At 65.9% G+C, this 19,134-nt stretch carries 15 protein-coding genes; 8 read left to right on the forward strand and 7 right to left on the reverse strand.

Translation table 11 applies throughout. The annotated features are described in order from the left end of the window. The 3 genes from prfB to AC07NK_RS04685 form a co-directional block, all read right to left on the reverse strand. On the reverse strand, positions 1-1,128 hold the full coding sequence (prfB, locus tag AC07NK_RS04675; RefSeq protein ID WP_495169389.1) for a peptide chain release factor 2: 1,128 nt from the start codon (positions 1,126-1,128) through the stop codon (positions 1-3). A 144-nt stretch (positions 1,129-1,272) separates the two neighbouring features. After that, positions 1,273-3,783 (reverse strand): penicillin-binding protein 1A, encoded by a 2,511-nt coding sequence (locus tag AC07NK_RS04680; RefSeq protein ID WP_495169390.1) that lies wholly within the window; start codon positions 3,781-3,783, stop codon positions 1,273-1,275. Between the two features lie 66 nt (positions 3,784-3,849). Then, on the reverse strand, positions 3,850-5,097 hold the full coding sequence (locus tag AC07NK_RS04685) for an N-acetylmuramoyl-L-alanine amidase (protein ID WP_495169391.1): 1,248 nt from the start codon (positions 5,095-5,097) through the stop codon (positions 3,850-3,852). Positions 5,098-5,560: 463 nt separating this feature from the next. Here AC07NK_RS04685 and AC07NK_RS04690 point away from each other — a divergent pair, with 463 nt between their 5' ends. From AC07NK_RS04690 to AC07NK_RS04715, 6 genes are all read left to right on the forward strand, one after another. Next, positions 5,561-8,113 carry an Rne/Rng family ribonuclease gene (locus AC07NK_RS04690; RefSeq protein ID WP_495169392.1) on the forward strand — a complete coding sequence of 851 codons (2,553 nt, stop codon included), beginning with the start codon at positions 5,561-5,563 and terminating at the stop codon, positions 8,111-8,113. A gap of 132 nt (positions 8,114-8,245) precedes the next feature. Then, positions 8,246-9,595: a M48 family metalloprotease gene (locus tag AC07NK_RS04695; RefSeq protein WP_495169393.1), complete on the forward strand. Its 1,350-nt coding sequence runs from the start codon at positions 8,246-8,248 to the stop codon at positions 9,593-9,595. Further along, the gene (locus AC07NK_RS04700; RefSeq protein ID WP_495169394.1) at positions 9,592-10,344 is read left to right on the forward strand and encodes a DsbA family protein; all 753 of its coding nucleotides are present in this window, start codon (positions 9,592-9,594) and stop codon (positions 10,342-10,344) included. Before AC07NK_RS04695 ends, AC07NK_RS04700 begins: the two co-directional genes overlap by 4 nt. A 24-nt stretch (positions 10,345-10,368) precedes the next feature. Continuing rightward, positions 10,369-11,445 carry a serine hydrolase domain-containing protein gene (locus tag AC07NK_RS04705; RefSeq protein WP_495169395.1) on the forward strand — a complete coding sequence of 359 codons (1,077 nt, stop codon included), beginning with the start codon at positions 10,369-10,371 and terminating at the stop codon, positions 11,443-11,445. Between the two features lie 80 nt (positions 11,446-11,525). Next, on the forward strand, positions 11,526-12,467 hold the full coding sequence (locus AC07NK_RS04710; protein WP_495169396.1) for an ABC transporter ATP-binding protein: 942 nt from the start codon (positions 11,526-11,528) through the stop codon (positions 12,465-12,467). Then, the gene (locus tag AC07NK_RS04715; RefSeq protein ID WP_495169397.1) at positions 12,464-13,234 is read left to right on the forward strand and encodes an ABC transporter permease; all 771 of its coding nucleotides are present in this window, start codon (positions 12,464-12,466) and stop codon (positions 13,232-13,234) included. The genes AC07NK_RS04710 and AC07NK_RS04715 overlap by 4 nt, the downstream gene beginning before the upstream one ends. 6 nt (positions 13,235-13,240) lie before the next feature. Here the strand turns inward: AC07NK_RS04715 and AC07NK_RS04720 are convergent, their stop codons facing one another. The 3 genes from AC07NK_RS04720 to glpX form a co-directional block, all read right to left on the reverse strand. Further along, positions 13,241-15,103: a CocE/NonD family hydrolase gene (locus AC07NK_RS04720; RefSeq protein ID WP_495169398.1), complete on the reverse strand. Its 1,863-nt coding sequence runs from the start codon at positions 15,101-15,103 to the stop codon at positions 13,241-13,243. 50 nt (positions 15,104-15,153) lie between these two features. Further along, positions 15,154-15,861 carry a CPBP family intramembrane glutamic endopeptidase gene (locus AC07NK_RS04725; protein WP_495169399.1) on the reverse strand — a complete coding sequence of 236 codons (708 nt, stop codon included), beginning with the start codon at positions 15,859-15,861 and terminating at the stop codon, positions 15,154-15,156. Positions 15,862-15,922: 61 nt separating this feature from the next. Then, complete coding sequence (glpX, locus tag AC07NK_RS04730; protein WP_495169400.1) at positions 15,923-16,891, reverse strand: class II fructose-bisphosphatase; 969 nt, start codon at positions 16,889-16,891, stop codon at positions 15,923-15,925. Between the two features lie 164 nt (positions 16,892-17,055). On the opposite strand from glpX, the gene AC07NK_RS04735 reads away from it, so the two are divergent. Both AC07NK_RS04735 and AC07NK_RS04740 read left to right on the forward strand, forming a co-directional pair. Continuing rightward, positions 17,056-17,382, forward strand: a complete 327-nt coding sequence (locus AC07NK_RS04735; RefSeq protein ID WP_495169401.1) for a hypothetical protein — start codon at positions 17,056-17,058, stop codon at positions 17,380-17,382. A gap of 55 nt (positions 17,383-17,437) precedes the next feature. Then, positions 17,438-17,785 carry a hypothetical protein gene (locus tag AC07NK_RS04740; protein WP_495169402.1) on the forward strand — a complete coding sequence of 116 codons (348 nt, stop codon included), beginning with the start codon at positions 17,438-17,440 and terminating at the stop codon, positions 17,783-17,785. A gap of 4 nt (positions 17,786-17,789) precedes the next feature. On the opposite strand, the gene AC07NK_RS04745 is transcribed toward AC07NK_RS04740, so the two are convergent. Further along, positions 17,790-19,082 (reverse strand): homoserine dehydrogenase, encoded by a 1,293-nt coding sequence (locus AC07NK_RS04745; RefSeq protein ID WP_495169403.1) that lies wholly within the window; start codon positions 19,080-19,082, stop codon positions 17,790-17,792. Between the last annotated feature and the right edge of the window lie 52 nt (positions 19,083-19,134).

Genomic DNA, 19,134 nt, shown 5'->3' on the forward strand with positions numbered 1-19,134 from the left:
TCAATCCACGTCCTCCACCTCGACCGTTTCGCCGGTCACGCGCTGTGATAGCGCAGCTGCCATGAACGGGTCGAGTGCTCCGTCGAGCACATCTGCGGGCGCAGTGGAAGTGGTGCCTGTGCGCAGGTCCTTCACCAGCTGATAGGGCTGGAGGACATAGGAACGGATCTGGTGGCCCCAGCCGATCTCGGTCTTGGCCGAATAGGTGCCCATCGCCGCCGCCTCGCGCTTCGCCAGTTCGGCTTCGTACATGCGTGCCTTAAGCATCCCCATCGCGGTCGCGCGGTTCTTGTGCTGCGACCGGTCCTGCTGGCTGGCGACGATGATGCCGCTGGGTACGTGGGTGATTCGCACCGCCGAATCGGTGGTGTTGACGTGCTGTCCGCCTGCGCCCGATGCGCGATAGGTATCGATCTTGAGATCGCTCTCGTTGATCTCGATCTCGATTGAATCGTCGATCACCGGATAGACCCACACCGACGAGAAGCTGGTGTGGCGCCGCGCCGACGAATCATAGGGGCTGATGCGGACCAGACGATGCACGCCGCTCTCGGTCTTGGCATAGCCATAGGCGTTCTCGCCCTTGATCAGCAAAGTCGCCGACTTGATCCCGGCCTGTTCGCCGGCGTGATAGTCAACCAGCTCGACCTTGAAGCGGTGTCGCTCGGCCCAGCGCGTATACATGCGCTGGAGCATCTCGGCCCAGTCCTGGCTTTCGGTGCCACCGGCCCCCGAATGGACTTCGAGATAGGTGTCGTTGGCATCGGCCTCACCCGAAAGCAGCGCCTTGACCTTGTCCTCTTCGGCGCGCGCCGCGAGTGCGGCGAGTCCCTCCACGCCCTCGACTGCCATCGCCTCGTCGCCTTCGGCTTCGGCCATTTCGATCAGCTCGGCGGTGTCGGCCAGCTCCTGCTCGATCGCGCGCGTCGCGGTGATCGATTCGTCGAGCCGGCGGCGTTCGCGCATCACTTCCTGCGCCGCCTTGGGATTCTCCCACAGCGTCGGATCCTCGACGCGCGCATTGAGCTCGTCGAGCCGGCGCAGCGCCTTGTCCCAGTCGATGAACCGGCGGAGCAGCGCGAGCGCGCCATTGATCTTGTCGGCGTAAGCCTGCGCTTCGGCGCGCATCGTGGTGAACCTTTCAAACGAATTCGTCACTCCAGCGAGCGCTGGAGTCCTTCGCCCCGGACCCTGCGCTTGCCGCCGAAACCTCCGCTTGTGCCGGAGTGACGGGCAAGATCGCCGGGCGAGGCCGCGATATAAGAACGCCCGCTAGTAGATTCCGCCCTCGCGTTGCAAGAAGTCGCTGTCGCGTGGCCCGTCGCGCTGCACGGCTTTCTTGGTCGCTTCGGCCTTGGGCGCTTCGGCGGCCTCGCTATGACGAGCGCGACGACGCGGCTCGCTCTCAGGCTTGAACGCTTCCCAGATCACCGCTGCCTTGGGGTCGTTGCCCGGCCAGGCACCATAGACACGGCGGCCGCTGGCGCGGTCGATGCGCACCATGCGGATGCCCGCGGGCGCGGTGAAGGGCAGCACGTCGAGACCCTCATACGCCTTTTGCGCGAACTGTTTGAAGATCGGCGCGGCGAGCGTGCCGCCCTGTGCATAGCCGCCAAGGTTCGTTGGCGTGTCGTAGCCGATGTAGAGGCCGGCGATCATCTGTGGGGTGCCGCCGATGAACCACACGTCGCGCGGGCCAGACGAAGTGCCGGTCTTGCCCATGATCGGACGATTGAGGTCGCGCAGTGTCGTCGCGGTGCCGCGCTGGATCACACCCTCGGCGATATGGACCATCTGGTACGCGCTCATCGCATCGATCACCTGACGCGAACGAGTCACCGGGCGCGGCATTGGCTTGTTGTCCCAGTCGGGCATGTTGCAGCGGTCGCATGCGCGCCAGTTCTGCGGCCAGATCACCTTGCCATGGCGGTCCTGCGCGAAGTCGACCAGCGACGGGGTCAGCGCGCGGCCGTGATTGACTAGGATCGAATAGGCGTTGACCATCCGCATCACCGTCGTCTCACCTGCGCCGAGCGAATAGGCGAGATAGGGCGGATATTTCTGCGAGCTGACGCCCATCCGCTGCATCAGGTCGACGACCTTCTCCATACCGGTCTGGTTCGCCGCCTGAACGGTCATCAGGTTGCGCGACTGCTCGACGCCCCAGCGCATCGTCTTGGGACCCGCACCGCGCATATTGCCGAAGTTGCGGAAGCATTTCTGGCCGAGCGAGGCGCCCTGATAGACGCAGAAGGGACCGTCGGTGATGATCGAGGCAGGGGTCATCCCGTTCTCAAGCGCGGATGCGTAGACGATCGGCTTGATCGTGGATCCCGGCTGGCGCTGCGCCTGCGTGGCGCGGTTGAACGCCTGAACCGTCGCATCGAACCCGCCCTGCATCGCGAGAACGCGGCCGGTATTGGGGTCCTGCACGATCATCCCGCCCGAAACCTTGGGAATCGAACGAAGCGCGAAGACGCCGCCTTCGGGCGCGACCGCAATCACGTCACCGGGCTTGAGGGCGTTGAACGCCGTCCCGCCCTGGCCGCGGACCGGCATCTGCGCACCGGACGCGGGCAGCGTGCCGGTCTGGCCGTCGCCAAAGCCGATTTCCGCCGTGCCGCCGCTCTTGGAGATCACGATCGCGGCGCGCCAGTCCTCATAGTCGAGACTGATATTCTCGTTGAGCAGGCGTGCGCGCCAATTGTCGCCGTCGATCTTGAGCTCGCGCATCGGGCCGGCCCAGCCGCGGCCGCGGTCGTAGCGGAGCAGGCCATCACGCAATGCCTTCTGCGCGGCTTTCTGGATCTCGGGATCGAACGAGGTGCGCACCCACAGACCGCCGGCATAGACGCTGTACGGGCCGACCTTCTCGGTCTCGCCGAACTTGTCGAGCAGCTGCCGACGCACTTCTTCGATGAAATAGCCGCCGAGCGGATCGACGCTGGGCGATTTGCGCGGGACTGCGCCGAGCGGCGCGGCGACCGCTTCGTCATGCGCCGCCTGATCGATATAGCCATTCTCGCGCATCTGCCCCAGCACCCAGTTGCGGCGCTCGATCGCACGATCGGCATGGCGTTCGGGCATGTAGTTGGACGGGCCTTTTGGCAGGATCGCGAGATAGGCCATCTGCGGCAGGCTGAGCTTACTCAGATCCTTGTCGAAATAAGCGTGCGCCGCGGCCTCGACCCCGAAGGCATTCCGGCCGAGCGCGATCTGGTTGAGATACAGCTCGAGGATCTGCTCCTTCGACAGCGTGTTCTCGATGCGGAAGGCAAGAATCGCCTCGCGCGCTTTCCGGACGTAGCTGACCTCATTGTTGAGCAGCAGGTTCTTGGCGACCTGCTGGGTGATGGTCGATGTGCCGCGCGGGGTCTCGCCGCTGGTCAGTCCCTGCCAGGCCGCGCGGACGAGACCGGGATAATCGACGCCGCCATGGTCGAAAAAGGTCTTGTCCTCGGCGGAGAGGAACGCACCGACCAGCAGCTTGGGATATTCGTCATAGGACAGCTCGACGCGGCGCTCGCGCGCATAGCTGCGTAACGGGGAGCCATCGGCCTGACGGACATTGGTCGGCAGCGGCGGCTCGTAGGCGCGCAGCATGTCGACCGAAGGCAGGTCGCGCAGGAACAAGGCCCAGAGCAGCACGGTGCCGACGCCTGAGAGCAGCGCGAGCCACGCCAGCACCTTGAACCACCAGCGCTTGCGGAGTGCCGCAAACCGGCCTCCGCCATCCCCGCGCGTGAACTTCAGCCTGAAATTGGGTTGGGTCGTTTCCGCCATTGGGGCGGGGTTTAGCAGGATTGAAGCGCCTTGCCACCCGCGCTTGCGGCAGGTGGTGAAAGAGCCCTAGCGCGCAGCCATTCGCGTGGCGAAATGGATCGCGACCGCGCGGCTCACGCTCTCAGCGATGCGGCGGCGGCCGTCGGCGGAGTTGAGGAAGGCGGCATCCCTGGCGTTCGAGATATAGCCGGTCTCGAACAGGATCGACGGCACGTCGGGCGCCTTGAGTACCAGCAGAGACGCCATGCGGTGGTAATTGTCCTTGACCGGGATCAGTCCCTGCGCCTCGCGGCCCAGCAGTCGCGCGAACTTGGCGGAGGCATTCATCGTCTCGCGCTGCGTCAGGTCGATCAGGATCGAGGAAACGTCGCGATTCTGCCCGACGAGATCGATGCCGGAGAGCAGATCGGACTTGTTCTCGCGCGCGGCGAGGCGAGCGGCTTCCTTGTCGGACGCGACCTCGGAGAGTGTATAGACCGTCGCGCCGCTCGCCTCGGCATTGTGGGCGGCGTCGCAATGGACCGAGATGAACAGCGCGGCGCCAAGCTTGCGCGCAATCTCGAACCGGTCGCGGTGGAGCAGGTAGCGGTCGTCTTCGCGCGTCATCGCGACGCGCACGCGGCCGGATGCGACAAGCTCGTCGCGCATCGCCCGCGCGACCTTGAGCGTCAGGTCCTTTTCCTGAAGGCCATCGGCCGACAGCGCGCCGGGATCATGCCCGCCATGCCCAGCGTCGATCACCACCAGCGGGCGGCTGTCGTCGTCGCCCTGGATTTTCGGCAGGCGATAGGCGGCCGGGCGCGCGGGCACCGGCACCGAGACGCTGTAGCTGTGACGGCTGGAGGCGCGCGCAAAGCTGAACGGGGGCAGGAAGCTCATCCGTCCTTCAGCCGCTGCGCGCGCAAACCGCGAATCATCGACCGTGCGAAGCTCAAGGGTGAGCGCGGTTCCATCGGCGGAAAAACGTCCCTGCGTCACGATCGCGGGGCGCGAAAGATCGAACACCACCCGCGATCCGTCGCCGCGCGCGGCCTGGCGGATGCCGTTCACCGGGCCGCCGGTGTCGGCGCGCGCGCCGGGGGCCGCGCCCGACAGATCGAGCGCGATGCGGTTCGGACCCGCGAGCACGAAGCTGCTCGCCGCCGCCACCCGTTCATCGAACTGGATGACGATGCGGTTCGACTGAACGTCGATATCGCGGATCGTACCTGCCCAACTCGGCGCGCCGGTTAGCCAGCCGGCGAGAAGGGCAAGAAAGAAGGACACCCGGGCGATATGCCGCGCCGGGCTGGGGGGGGTCCAGCCCAAAAGCATGCAATGAAACTCACACAAGGAATTACCTGACCGGGACCGGATAGGCGGGCGCCACTTCCAACGAGGTGAAACAGCACGGTTAATTTGCGGTTCGGCACGTTTTTGCCGAAATGGGTGGCAAGAGCTTGCCGGTCCGGGCGTCTTGGGCTGATCCGTTGCGCGGCCGGTTGCAGGGTGCTACGCATCGCCGACCGGCTTGTGCCGGCCGTTCGCCGCCACCATGTTTCGGCGGTAATTCAGGTTGATGCTGTGATGTCGCAATTTTCCCGTCGCTCCGATCGCCAGGCTGTTCCAGCCGGCCGGAACGTGACGGTGAAGCATCCGGGCCGCGGGCTCGGACGTGCGCTTGCAGCAGACGCAAATCTTAAAACCCATTTCGCACGCGCTGCCAGAAGCAGTGCGTGCGGCATCATTGACCGCGTGCCGCGGCTGACAACCGCTCGGCGCGCCCGGAGAACATTAAATGACCACGCGTATGCTGATCGACGCACGCCACCGGGAAGAAACCCGTGTGGCTGTCGTCAAAGGGAACCGGATCGAGGAGTTTGATTTCGAGTCCGCTGAGCGCAAGCAGCTCAAGGGCAATATCTATCTGGCCAAGGTAACCCGCGTGGAGCCATCGCTCCAGGCGGCATTTGTCGAATATGGCGGCAATCGCCACGGCTTCCTGGCCTTCAGCGAAATCCACCCCGATTACTACCAGATCCCCAAGGAAGATCGCGAAGCGCTGCTTCGTGAAGAGGCCGAGCACGCCGCCGAGGAAGCGGCGCTGCGCGAAGAGGCCGATGGCGACGACGACCACGATCATGACGACGAGGACGGCGACGTCGAAACCCTTGAGCGTCCCGAGGACGAGGAAGAGGACGCCGCTGAGGCATCCGAAGGCGAAGAGGGCGCTGCCGGCAATGGCGGCCGCCGCCGCCGCGGCCGCAAGGGCAGCGACGATCAGGTCGAGGCGTTGCGCCAGCGCCGCATGAACCTGCGCCGCCGCTACAAGATTCAGGACGTGATTCGCCGCCGTCAGGTGCTGCTGGTTCAGGTCGTCAAGGAAGAGCGCGGCAACAAGGGCGCGGCGCTGACCACCTATTTGTCGCTCGCCGGCCGCTATTGCGTGCTGATGCCCAACACCGCGCATGGCGGCGGCATCTCGCGCAAGATCAGCTCGGCTGCCGACCGCAAGCGCCTGAAGTCGATCATGGCGGACATGAAGTTGCCGGCGACGATGGGTTGCATCGTCCGCACCGCCGGGCTCCAGCGCACCAAGACCGAGATCAAGCGCGACTTCGACTACCTCGCTCGGCTGTGGGACGAGATTCGCGAGAAGACGCTGCAGTCGGCCGCGCCTGCTCTGGTCTATGGCGACAGCGACCTGATGAAGCGCGCGATCCGCGACATCTATAATCGCGATATCGAGGAAGTGATCGTCGAGGGCGAGGACGGCTATCGTCACGCCAAGGAGTTCATGAAGCTCCTGATGCCGAGCCACGCCAAGAAGGTGAAGCATTACAGCGACCCCGTGCCGCTGTTCCAGCGTGCGCATGTCGAGGATCAGCTGTCGGCGATGTACCACCCGGTGGTGCAGCTCAAGTCCGGCGGCTACCTCGTCATCAACCCGACCGAGGCGCTGGTGTCGATCGACATCAACTCGGGCCGCTCGACGCGCGAGCATAATATTGAGCAGACCGCGACCGCGACCAATCTGGAAGCGACGCAGGAAATCGCCCGCCAACTGCGCCTGCGCGACATGGCCGGGCTCGTCGTCATCGACTTCATCGACATGGACCACGGATCGAACGTCCGGAAAGTCGAGAAGGCGATGAAGGAAGCGCTCAAGAACGATCGCGCGCGCATCCAGGTTGGCCGCATCAGCGCCTTCGGCCTGATGGAAATGAGCCGCCAGCGCCTGCGTACCGGCGTGCTCGAGGCGTCGACCGTCACCTGCCCGCATTGCGAGGGCACCGGCCTGGTTCGCACCGCATCGTCGGCGGGCCTGAGCGCGCTGCGTCTGATCGAGGACGAGGCCGCGCGCGGCCGCGGTTCGCTGCTGACGCTGCGTTGCAGCCAGGAAGCGGCCTTCTATGTGCTCAATCGCAAGCGCGCCGACATCGCCGAGATCGAGGACCGCTATGGCGTGACTGTGGAAGTCATGTCGGACGGTGAGCTCGAAGGTGCGCGCATGTCGGTCGAGGCCAGCGGCCCGCCGCCGGCGCACGCACCCAAGTTCGCCGCCGCGATCGAGGAGATCGAGGAAGACATCGTCGAGGAGATCGACGAGGAAGAGGACGAAGAGGAAGAAGTCGAGGCCCGCGAGCCGCGTCGTGAGCGCAGCGACCGGGGCGAGGGTGATGGCGAAGGCCGCAAGCGCCGCCGCCGCCGCCGTGGCCGCCGCGGTCGTCGCGACGACGAGACCGGCGAGCATGCTGAGTCCGAGGAAGCCGCCGAAGACGGCGAGGACGAGGCTGAGGCTGAGGAAGCTGTCGAAGCCGAAGTCGCCGCCGACGAAGGTGAGCATCGCAAGCGCCGCCGCCGCGGTCGTCGTGGCGGACGCCGCGGTACCGGTGGTGAGGCCGGTGAATCCGAAGCGGCCGAGGTTGCTGAGGAAGCACCCGCCGAGCCGGTGACGGTTGAGGCCGAGGTCGAAGCCCCGGTCAAGTCGAAGCGTCGCAGCCGCAAGAAGGCGGTCGAGGCCGAAGCGCCCGAGCCGGTCGTGGAAGTCGCGGCCGAGCCGGAGCCCGAGGCGGCCGAGGAAGCGCCGGCCAAGCCCAAGCGCACACGCCGCAAGAAGGCCGATGCCGAAGCGACCGTCGCTGAAGCTGCGCCCGTGGTTGCTGAAGTGGCGCCGGAGCCTGCCGCGGAGGAAGCCCCGGCCAAGCCGAAGCGCCGCAGCCGTGCCAAGGCCCCGGTTGCACAGGATCTGGAGCCGACCGCTGCAGAGCCGGCCGATGGTGACGCGGATGGCGTGGGCGAAGATGGCGAGCCGCGCCGCGGCTGGTGGCAGCGCACTTTCGGGGCGTGAGATGTGGAGCGGCGGGGATGGCTTCATTCCCGCCGCTCACGCATCGTTCATGCGGCCCGATCCATCCCGTTCCGGGGCTTGCGGCCGCTGCTTGCGGTTGATCGCACGGGATAATCCGCCATGATGCCGGCTATGAAGCGCTTCCTATCGCTCTTTGCGCTCCTGCTGCTCGTTTGCGTCACGAGCCCGGTCTACGCCCAGTCGATCCTGCGCGACGCCGAGAGCGAAGCGCTGCTAGCCGACATGTCGCGCGACCTGATCAAGGCCGCCAATCTTCAGCCTAATAATGTGCGGATCATCCTGATCGGCGATCCGTCGATCAACGCCTTCGTCGCGGGCGGGCAGGCGGTCTATATCCATTCGGGCCTGATCGACGCCGCCAGCAGCGCCAATGAAGTGCAGGGCGTGATCGCGCATGAGCTCGGCCATGTCACCGGCGGGCACGTCCCGCTCGGTGACCGCATGGCCAAGGGCGCGACCGGGATCACGATCCTCAGCCTGTTGCTCGGCGCCGCGGCGATGGCTGCGGGGTCGGCTGACGCCGGCATGGGGCTGATGCAGATGGGCCAGCGCGCCGCGCTCGGTAATTTCCTCGCCTTCAGCCGCGCACAGGAAGCGACCACCGATGCCGCCGGCGTGCGTTACCTTTCGGGCGCCGGGGTCAGCGGGCGCGGGATGCTCGACTTCTTCAAGAAGCTTCAGCAGCAGGAATATCGCTGGGGCCTCAAGCGCGGCGGCGAACAAAGCTATGTGATGAGTCACCCGATGTCGGGCGAGCGCATCGCGACGTTGACCGCTGATCTTCAGGCCGATCCGGCGTGGGCCAAGGCCAACGATCCCGCGCTGGAGGAGCGATTCCGCCGGATGCAGGCTAAGCTGCGCGGCTACGTCTCCGATCCCAAGGATACGCTGAAACGCTACCCGGAAACCGACACGACCGTCCCGGCGCGCTACGCCCGCGCCTATGCTTATCATAAGTCGGGCTACCCCCAGCAGGCTGCGGCCGAGGCTGCGGCGCTGGTCAGGGCCGAGCCCCAGAATCCCTATTTCCTTGAGCTGGAGGGGCAGATCCTGCTCGAATCAGGCAAGCCCAAAGAGGCAATCCCGCCGCTGCGCGAAGCGACCGAGAGAACCAATTTTCAGCCCCTGATCGCCACGACCTTCGGCCATGCGCTGCTCGCGGTCGAGGATCCCGCGCTCTTGCCGGAGGCGGAGAAGGTCCTGCGTCAGTCGGTGGTGCGCGATCAGGAGAATCCCTTCGCCTGGTATCAGCTCGGCATGGTCTATGAGCGCAAGGGCGACAGCGCGCGTGCCGCGCTCGCCACCGCAGAGCGCACCAGCATGATCGGTGATATGCGTATCGCGCTCCCCAGCGCGCAGGCGGCGATGGCCGGGCTTCCGCAAGGCTCGCCCGACTGGATTCGCGCGCAGGATATCGTCATGGCCGCGCAGGCGATGATGCAGGACAGAAAAAGAAGGTGACCGATTCGATGGTGAAGACCCCGCTGGCGGTTGCCGGTCTCGTGGCGCTGTCTGCAGCGATCGGTGCGGGTGCGGTACTCGGCGTTCAGACACTTAGACCGGCCGGTGTCGCCGACGCTGATAAGGCGCGGATCGGCCAGGTCGTGCGCGACTATGTCCTCTCCAATCCGGAGATCCTGCCCGAGGCGATGAAGCGTCTGCAGGAACGCGAGATGGGCAAGGCCGTGCTGTCGAGCGGCGGTGCGATCACTCAGCCCTATGCCAGCGCGTGGGAGGGCAACCCCAGGGGGGATGTCACCGTCGCGGTGTTCATGGACTATGCCTGCGGCTATTGCCGCGCCAGCCTGCCGATGATCGAACGGCTGGTGGCGTCGGACAGCAATGTCCGTATCGTCTATCGTGAGCTGCCGGTGCTGAGCGAGGTCAGCCGTGTTGCCGCGCGCTGGGGCCTCGCCGCTGCCGATCAGGGCAAGTTCAAGCCGTTCCACTCTGCGCTTTATGGTGCGGGTCAGCTCAGCGAGGCGTCGATCCGCGCCGCGGCGGCTTCGGCGGGACTCGATACCGCAAAGGCACAGGCGGCGCTCGCTACGCCGCGCGTCGAAGCGGAGATCGCCAGCAATCTGGAAGTTGCTGGCAAGCTCGGCGTCAGTGGCACGCCCAGCTGGGTGATCGGCGATCAGGTCATTTCGGGCATGGTGCCCTATGAGGTGCTCGAACAGGCTGTGAAGACAGCGCGCAAGAAGCGCTGACGACGGATCAAGGGCGGAGGGTGTATGCGTATCGGTGTCCTGGCATTCACCCTCGCGGCTCTCCTCACCATCCCGGCAACTGCCCGGGATCCGCGCGATGACGCGATCGCGGCGCTGGCCCGCGAACATCCCCGCACCGCGATCGGCGCGGCGCTGATCCGCAATGGCAGGGTGCTGTGGACCGGGGTCGCCGGCGCGCAGACCGATAAACAGCCCGCGACCCGCGACACGCTGTTCAACATCGCCTCGATGACGAAGCCCGTCACCGCCGAACTGGTGATGCGGCTGGTTCAGGCGGGCCGGATCGGCCTCGACGAGCCGATGGCTGCGGTGTGGATGGATCCCGACATTGCCGGTGACGTACGCGCGCGGCGCCTCACGCCGCGGCTCGCGCTCAGCCACCAGACCGGTCTGCCCAACTGGCGGCCGGAGAACCGCCGGCTGGTCTTTGCCCGCGAGCCGGGGACGGGCTACATCTATTCGGGCGAAGGCCTTGAGCTGGTCGCGCGCTTCGCCGCGCGCAAGCTGCACACCGAGTTCGAGGATCTGGCCGACGCGCATCTGTTCCGTCCGATGGGCCTCACCCGGATCGCCTATACCTGGCGGCCGTGGATGGAGGGCCGGGTCGCGGTGCCCGCCAATGGCAATGGCTATCCCGGTACAGCGGGACCGCATCCCTATGGCCATTGGCTGGCTGCGGACGACATCTACACGACCGTCGGCGACTATGCCGCCTTTATCGCCGGGGTGGCGCGCGGCGACGGGCTGAGCGCAAAGCTCAGGGCCGAGCGGTTGCGTCCGCAGATCGCGATGCCCGGATGCGCGAAGCCCGTCGCGGGCTGCCCCGACAGTGTCGCTATGGGGCTGGGCTGGCAGATACTGCGCTTCGGCAAGCGCCGGATGGTGCTGCACGATGGCGGCGATCCGGGTGTCTCCGCCATCGCCTATTTCGACGCCGACACACGCGACGGCGCGCTGGTCTTCCTCTCGGGTGAGGGCGACGCGCCGCTGGCGTTGCAGGTCATCGATGCGGTCGATCCGCAGTCGCTGGTGGCGAGCGGCTATCGCGCGATGATGAAGTCGCACGAAGCTGTTGAATAGGAAATCGAACGAAGAATGAACATTGCGGGTTGCGAAGCCTGCATCCGTTCCTACATCGCGCGCTAATCAGGGGGCCTTTCATGCAGCCGATCCTATCCGTTCGCGGTGTCAGCAAGACTTATGCCTCGGGGCATAAAGCGTTGGGATCGGTCGATCTCGACATCAACAAGGGCGAGATTTTCGCGCTGCTCGGCCCGAACGGCGCGGGCAAGACGACGCTGATCTCGATCATTTGCGGCATTGTGACGCCGAGCTCGGGCACGATCGTCGTGGATGGGCATGACGCGCTGTCCGAACCGCGCGCGGCGCGGATGAAGATCGGACTGGTGCCCCAGGAACTGTCGGTCGATATGTTCGAGACGGTGCAGGCGACCACGCGCTACAGCCGCCGCCTGTTCGGCCGCTCCGCGAACGATGCCTATATCGATCAGGTGCTCAAGGACCTGTCGCTCTACGACAAGCGCCATTCCAAGGTGATGGAGCTGTCGGGTGGGATGAAGCGTCGCGTGCTGATCGCCAAGGCGCTGGCGCACGAGCCCGACATCCTGTTCCTCGACGAGCCGACCGCAGGTGTCGATGTTTCGCTCCGCCGCGACATGTGGAAGCTGATCGGTGGTCTGCGCGAGCGCGGCACGACGATCATTCTCACCACCCACTATATCGAAGAGGCCGAGGAAATGGCCGACCGGGTGGGGGTGATCAACAAAGGCGAGCTGTTGCTGGTCGAGCGCAAGGCAGAGCTGATGAAGAAGCTCGGCAAGCGCGAGATGGACATCGCGCTGGTCGATCCTCTGGACGATGTTCCTCACGATCTGGACGAATGGCATCTGAGCCTCGAGGACGAGGGGACGCGGTTGCGCTACACCTTCGACGCGCAGGCCGAACGCACCGGCATCCCCTCGCTGCTGCGCAAGCTCGGTGATCTGGGCATTCAGTTCAAGGATCTCGATACCTCCAAGTCGAGCCTCGAGGACATTTTCGTCGACCTTGTCGAACGTCGCGATGAGGAGAAGGCGGCATGAGGGGCTTCAACCATCACGGCGTCTGGGCGATCTACCGCTTCGAAATGGCGCGTGCGCTGCGCACCCTGTGGCAGAGCCTCGTCACCCCGGTGATCACCACAGCGCTCTATTTCGTGGTGTTCGGCGGTGCGATCGGATCGCGCATGCAGGAGCTGGACGGGGTTGCCTATGGCAGCTTCATCGTGCCCGGCCTGATCATGATGAACCTGCTCCAGCTATCGATCTCCAACGCATCGATCGGCATCTACTTCCCCAAATTCACCGGTACGGTTTACGAGCTGCTCTCGGCGCCGGTCTCGGCGATGGAGATGGTGATCGGCTATGTCGGCGCAGCGGCGACCAAGTCGATCGCGATCGGGCTCGTTATCCTGTTCACCGCGATGCTGTTCGTCGATGTGCCGATCAAGCACCCCTTCATGATGCTGACGATGCTGGTGCTGACCGCGCTCACCTTCAGCATGCTGGGCTTCATCATCGGCATCTGGGCCAAGGGGTTCGAACAGCTCTCGTTCGTCCCTGCACTGATCATCACGCCGCTCACCTTCCTCGGCGGCGCCTTCTACACGATCAACATGCTGCCCGATCCCTGGCGCACGATCAGCCTCGCCAATCCGGTGGTCTATCTGGTCAGCGGCTTCCGCTGGAGCTTCTTCGGCACCGGCGACGTCTCGATCGGGGTTAGCCTCGGCTTCACCGCGGCGTTCCTTGCAGCCTGCCTCGGCGTGATCGGCTGGATCTTCAAGAGCGGCTGGCGGCTCAAGAACTGAGCCGCCTCACCCTGCTACAGGCAGCGTGATCAGCGATCCGGCGCAGACGCGCTGGGTCGCCTTCACGAAGTCGGTGGGCTTCGCTTTGTAGATGTTCGGCACGAACGTCTGGGGATTGCGGTCGATCACCGGGAACCAGCTCGACTGGACCTGCACCATGATGCGGTGGCCCTTTTTGAAGACATGGTCGTGGTCGCGCAGCGGCACGTTCCACGCGACGACCTTGTTGGGCACCAGCGGCTTGGGCGTCGAGAAGCTCTCAAGCCAGCGCCCGCGCCGCACCTCCATCGCGATCGGCAGCTGATAGCCGTTGAGCGCTTTGGGATAGTCGCCCAACGCCTTGATCGGGGTGGTCATGTCATAATCGTCGGGCAGCACGTCGATCAGCTTGACCACCATGTCGCTGTCGGTGCCTGAGGTGGAGGCTTGCAGTGTCGCGCTGATGGTTCCGCTGACGGTCAGGTCCTTGTCGAGCGGGGCGCTGACATAGGTGAGGACGTCCGGCCGGCCGTTGACGAAACGCTGGTCCGCCGCCTCCCACCACTTCCACTCCTGCGAGGGATAGGTGACCGAGATCGGGCGCTCGCGGTACGGCACCGGATTGGCCGGGTCGGAGATATACTCGCGGCAGCCCTCGCCGGAGGGCGTGAACGATAATGATCCGTCAGCGTTCAGGTAAAGATTGGCCGTTTTTGCGCCGGCGGGCGGCCATTTGGCATAGTTTTTCCACTGCCACGATCCGCTCTGGAAGATCTTCGCCTCGCCGGTCGGCTGCGGGCCCTTGCCGTGCAGCCAGTGCGCAAAAAACGGCGCTTCGATATCGCGCATGAAGTCGGTGCCGCTGGGCTTGCCGAACTTCACATAGCCCAAATCCTCGCCCGCACCGCGCCAGCTGCCATGGTTCCACGGTCCCGCTGCGATGATGCTCAGCCCCTTCGGGTCGTCCTTCTCCATCTGCTCATAGATCTTCCACCCGCCGAGTGGGTCTTCCTGATCCCAGAAGCCGACGACATGCAGCGTCGGCACCGTCGTCCGGCCGAGCCGCTCGGTCCACACCTGGCGCTTCCAGTGATCGTCATAATCGGGGTGCTCGATGATCTGGGTCAGCATCGGCACGCTGCCCTTGAAGTGCAGCTTGTCGAGATTCTCGACCGGGCCGAGCTTCAGGAACCAGTCGTACAGATCGACCGGCTCGGGGCCGCCGGGGTTGTAATCGAAATCATCGCCATTCTTGTTGTTCTGGAGCCCATAGGTCCAGTCGGTGAGATAGGAGAGACGGAGCGCGCCATAGCGGTGGAGATCGTCGTTCATCCACCAGTCGTTCCACGCCGCCTGCGGGCTCACCGCCTTGAGCGCGGGATGCGGGCGCGCCAGCGCCACTGCGGCGGCATAGCCCGGATAGGAGCCGCCCATCATCCCGACGCGGCCATTATTGTCCGCGACGTTCTTCACCAGCCAGTCGATCGTGTCGTAGCCGTCGCTCGCCTCGTCGGGCGCGTTCGATCCCGGCGGCGACAGCGCCATCGACATGTCGAAACTCCCCTCCGACTTGTAGCGCCCGCGCATGTTCTGGAAGACGAGGATATAGCCATCCTCCATCAGATACTTCATCGACGCCGGCACCGCCTTGGGCGCCGCGCCGGGCACGCCATAGGGGGTGCGCTGGAGCATGATCGGCAGCTTGCCGCTCTTGCTGGTCGGGCGCAGGATCACCGTCTGCAGCTTCGTCCCGTCGCGCATCGGAATCATCACCTCCTGAAAGGTGAAGGCGGCCGCCGGCGCTTGCGTCGTGGTTGCCTGGCGTGCCGGAGCGGGCGCGGTCAGACCGGTTGCGGCAAGAGCGGCAAGGATAGCGGCGCGGCGGTACATCTACTCTCTCCCGGGTTTTGGCGGGAATAGAGGCGCGGCACCCGCTGCTGTCAATCGGCCCGTGGACGCAGCGCCGCGGGGCGCAGGACGAGGCCGTTGAGGTTGAGCAGCACATGCACCAGCATCGCGAACCAGAGCTCGCCCGTCGCCAGATAGATCGTCGCAAGCAGCGCGCCGGCGAGCGCGGAAAAGGCCATGCCGGCCCAGCCCTGATACCGGTGTGCGCCGGCGAAGAGCAGAGTCGCGAGCACGAAACCAAGGGTGGCGCTTCCGGTCGCCAGCGTCGCGAACAGCGGCAGGGCAAGGCGGAAGAACAGCTCCTCGACGATTCCAGCGGCGATTCCCAGCGCCGCCGTCCAGCCGAATTCGCCGCCGTTTCGCGGCAGGATACGCTCGATGTCGCCCGCGCTGAACGGCCGTTTCCCGCGGCCCAATCTCCAGCGTGCGAGGAGAAGCCCCAGCAGCGCGCCTCCGGCCAGACCCGCGAGCACTGCGACCTTGAACGCCACGCCGCCAAATCCGGCAAGCCAGCGCGCCTCCACCGCCAGCGCGGCGAATTCGGAGGGCAGGCGGGTCAGCGCGTCGAGCCGGCCACCGATCGCCAGCGCAGCCACCGCGCTTACCCCGAACGCCAGCGGTGCGCGGCGCAGCCAGCGGCGGTAGCGGGCGACCCGTCCGGTGCCTGCCGGCACCCCTCCACCCCGGAGATACCAGGCATAGGCGGCTACCAGAGCCGCCAGCAGCGCCCAATGGATCAACCCAGCGAGTCCTGACGTTGCTGCGCCGGTCCCGTTTCAGCGAAGCTGAAAATGCCCTGCATCACCCGTTGCGATGCTCGCCCCGGACCCAGCGGACGGTGCCCGAACTCGAGCGCATCACCACGCTCTCCGTCGTCATCTTGCCCGGGCGGCGCTTGACGCCCTCGAGCAGCGAGCCGTCGGTCACGCCGGTTGCGGCAAAGATGCAGTCGCCCTTGGCCAGCTCGGTCAGGTCGTACTGCTTGTCGAGATCCTCGATGCCCCATTTGCGGGCGCGGGCACGCTCGTCCTCGTTGCGGAACAGCAGGCGGCCCTTGAACTGGCCGCCGACGCAGCGCAGCGCGGCACAGGCAAGCACGCCCTCGGGTGCGCCGCCCTGGCCCATATAGACGTCGATAGTGGTGTCGGGATCGGTGGTCGCGATCACGCCGGCGACGTCGCCGTCGCCGATCAGCATCACGCCGCAGCCGATCGCGCGCAGCTCGGCGATCATCTTCTCGTGGCGCGGGCGATCGAGCACGCAGGCTATGATCTCGTTGGGCTTGACGCCCTTTGCCGCGGCGATCGCCTCGATATTCTGGGTCGGGGTCTTGTCGAGGTCGATGACGTTCGCCGGATAGCCGGGGCCGACCGCGATCTTGTCCATATAGACGTCGGGCGCGTTGAGCAGGTTGCCCTCCTCGGCGATCGCCAGCACCGCGAGGCTGTTCGGACCCGCCTTGGCGCAGATGGTGGTGCCTTCGAGCGGATCGAGCGCGATGTCGATCTTTGGCCCCTTGCCGGGCGCACTGCCCACCTTCTCACCGATGAAGAGCATCGGCGCTTCGTCGCGCTCGCCCTCGCCGATCACGACGGTGCCGTCCATATAGAGCGAGTTGAGCGCGGCGCGCATCGCTTCGACTGCGGCTGCGTCGGCGGCCTTTTCGTCGCCGCGGCCCACCAGCGTCGATGCGGCGATCGCCGCGGCCTCGGTGACGCGCACCATCTCGAGCACAAGAACGCGGTCGAGCACCTTGCTGGCGGTCTGCATGATCGGCGAAGCCCTCTCTTAAGTTCGTTTCCGCTGCGCGATAGGAGCGCGCGCAGACCTTGTCGATGGCCGCCAACGCTGTCATCCATTCAAAAGCCGGGGATGCCCGCGAAACCTAAGTCAATTCGCGGCGTTCGGTGTGGGTCGGGGGATGAGGTGCGCGCATGATTCTGAGTTTGGTGTTGGCGCTGAGCGTCGCGGGCGAGCCCAGAATCGTCACTCTGCCCAAGCGCGCGCGCCCGGTCGCGGTGGTTCGCAAGCGCGCCCCGCGTAAGCTCGCACGGCGGCCTCTCCCGCAACCGGCCAAGCTGTGCCTGACGGGCACTTGCTCCAGATCTGCCGCTCCCGGCTACCGCCTGACCGGCGTAACGGGTGCCGAGCGGAGCGGGAAGATGGATGTGGTCAGGTCGACGGGTTTGCCCTGCGGGGTGCAGGGCGCGCCGGTCTGCCCGAAAAAGGGCCAGGAGTTGCTCGCCACCGGTATCGACTGACCCGGTTTTCGCGGCGCCCTCGTTATGCTAACGCAACGAGCGGAGGGTTTTGCCCATGTCCGTGTTGCTTATTGCGTTGATGCTTCAGGCCGGTGGCGATGACGCCGCAATGCAGGCCTATCGTGACAAGACTCGCGCCATCATCCCGTGCAAGACCACCGGCGATCCGGACGAGGTGACGATCTGTGCCTTGCGCGATGCGGACAAGAAGTATCGCGTCCCGTTTGTCAGCGTGCGTGCCGCCGACAATGTCCCGGCGCAGACCGAGCGCGTGCTGGAGGACACGATGTTCCAGTGCGGCGTCAGCGGTCCGTTCCTGACGCAATGCGGCGGGATGGTCGGGGTGACGGTCGGCGTCGGGTTCGACGGCAAGGTGATGCGCAAGCGCGAACCGGCGCCCTAGCCTCTCATTCGCCCAGGATGTGCATCCACATCGGCTCGCCGGCGAGGCTGGGTGAACCGCGCAATTTCTCCAGCGCCTGTGCGATCGAGCGCTCGGGAACCTCGTGCGTCACGATGGCGACGAGCACGCTGCCGTCGGCCATCGCGCCACGCTGGATCAGCGATTCGATCGAGACGCCGGCATCGCGCATCGCCGCGGCGATCTCGGCCAGAACGCCGACCTTGTCGGCGACGGTGAAGCGCAGATAGGCGCGGCCCCGGCGCTCGCCGGTGGGGGCGACGGGCTCGGCGGTCAGGCTGGCGGCGGGCATCGCATAGGGCGGGCCGAATTCGGTGCGCGCGATATCGATCAGGTCGGCGACCACCGCCGAGGCGGTCGGGCCATCGCCCGCGCCCGCGCCCTGGAACAGCAGCCGGCCGACGAAATTGCCTTCCGCCACGACCGCATTGGTCGGGCCAAGCACGTGCGCCAGCGGATGTGCCAGCGGGACAAGGTGGGCATGGACGCGCTGGAACAGCCCGTTGCCGTTGAGGTCGGCGATGCCGAGCAGGCGGATGCGATAGCCCAAAGCCGCCGCCTCGGCGATGTCGGCGGCGAGCAGATGGCGGATGCCGCCGATCGCGACGTCCCCAAACGCGGGCTGGGTTCCGAAGGCGATGCTGGCGAGGATCGAGAGCTTGTGCGCGGCGTCGACACCGTCGATGTCGAAGCTGGGATCGGCTTCGGCGAAGCCCGCTGCCTGTGCCTCGGCCAGCACTTCGCCGAAGTCGCGGCCTTCGGCTTCCATTTTGGACAGGATGAAATTGCAGGTGCCGTTGAGGATGCCATAGACGCGGTCGATCTGGTTCGCCGCAGCGCCCTCGCGCAGCCCCTTGACCACCGGCACGCCGCCCGCGACCGCCGCCTCGAACTTCATCGGCGTGTCGCTCTTCTCGGCGACCTGCGCCAGCTCAAGCCCGTGATGCGCGATCATCGCCTTGTTGGCGGTGACGAGGCCCTTGCCCGCCGCCAGCGTTGCGCGGGCGAGGGCGAGGGCGGGGCCATCCGATCCGCCGATCAGCTCGACCACCACATCGGCACGCGGATGGCGCGCCAGTTCGGTCATGTCGTCGACCCAGTCGAAACGCGAAATATCGACGCCGCGATCCTTGGCGCGGTCACGCGCGGAGACCGCGACGATCTCGATCGGCCGGCCCGCACGGCGCGCGATCAGCTCGGCATTGGCGTCGATCAGGCGAATGACGCCCGCACCCACGGTTCCAAGTCCGGCAAGAGCAACGCGCAACGGTTCGGTCATGTCTCAATCTCCTGGCACTCCCGCTAGAGAATGCCCGGAGCGCCGCAACCCT

The sequence above is a fragment of the Sphingomonas sp. GW821-FHT09B04 genome, from assembly GCF_059418285.1.

Coding starts and splice junctions, on each gene's coding strand:
- AC07NK_RS04715 (WP_495169397.1), top strand. CDS start 12,464: ATGAGGGGCTTCAACCATCACGGCGTCTGGGCGATCTACCGCTTCGAA.
- prfB (WP_495169389.1), bottom strand. CDS start 1,128: ATGCGCGCCGAAGCGCAGGCTTACGCCGACAAGATCAATGGCGCGCTC.
- AC07NK_RS04690 (WP_495169392.1), top strand. CDS start 5,561: ATGACCACGCGTATGCTGATCGACGCACGCCACCGGGAAGAAACCCGT.
- AC07NK_RS04740 (WP_495169402.1), top strand. CDS start 17,438: ATGTCCGTGTTGCTTATTGCGTTGATGCTTCAGGCCGGTGGCGATGAC.
- AC07NK_RS04705 (WP_495169395.1), top strand. CDS start 10,369: ATGCGTATCGGTGTCCTGGCATTCACCCTCGCGGCTCTCCTCACCATC.
- AC07NK_RS04695 (WP_495169393.1), top strand. CDS start 8,246: ATGAAGCGCTTCCTATCGCTCTTTGCGCTCCTGCTGCTCGTTTGCGTC.
- AC07NK_RS04710 (WP_495169396.1), top strand. CDS start 11,526: ATGCAGCCGATCCTATCCGTTCGCGGTGTCAGCAAGACTTATGCCTCG.
- AC07NK_RS04735 (WP_495169401.1), top strand. CDS start 17,056: ATGATTCTGAGTTTGGTGTTGGCGCTGAGCGTCGCGGGCGAGCCCAGA.
- AC07NK_RS04720 (WP_495169398.1), bottom strand. CDS start 15,103: ATGTACCGCCGCGCCGCTATCCTTGCCGCTCTTGCCGCAACCGGTCTG.
- AC07NK_RS04685 (WP_495169391.1), bottom strand. CDS start 5,097: ATGCTTTTGGGCTGGACCCCCCCCAGCCCGGCGCGGCATATCGCCCGG.
- AC07NK_RS04680 (WP_495169390.1), bottom strand. CDS start 3,783: ATGGCGGAAACGACCCAACCCAATTTCAGGCTGAAGTTCACGCGCGGG.
- AC07NK_RS04745 (WP_495169403.1), bottom strand. CDS start 19,082: ATGACCGAACCGTTGCGCGTTGCTCTTGCCGGACTTGGAACCGTGGGT.
- glpX (WP_495169400.1), bottom strand. CDS start 16,891: ATGCAGACCGCCAGCAAGGTGCTCGACCGCGTTCTTGTGCTCGAGATG.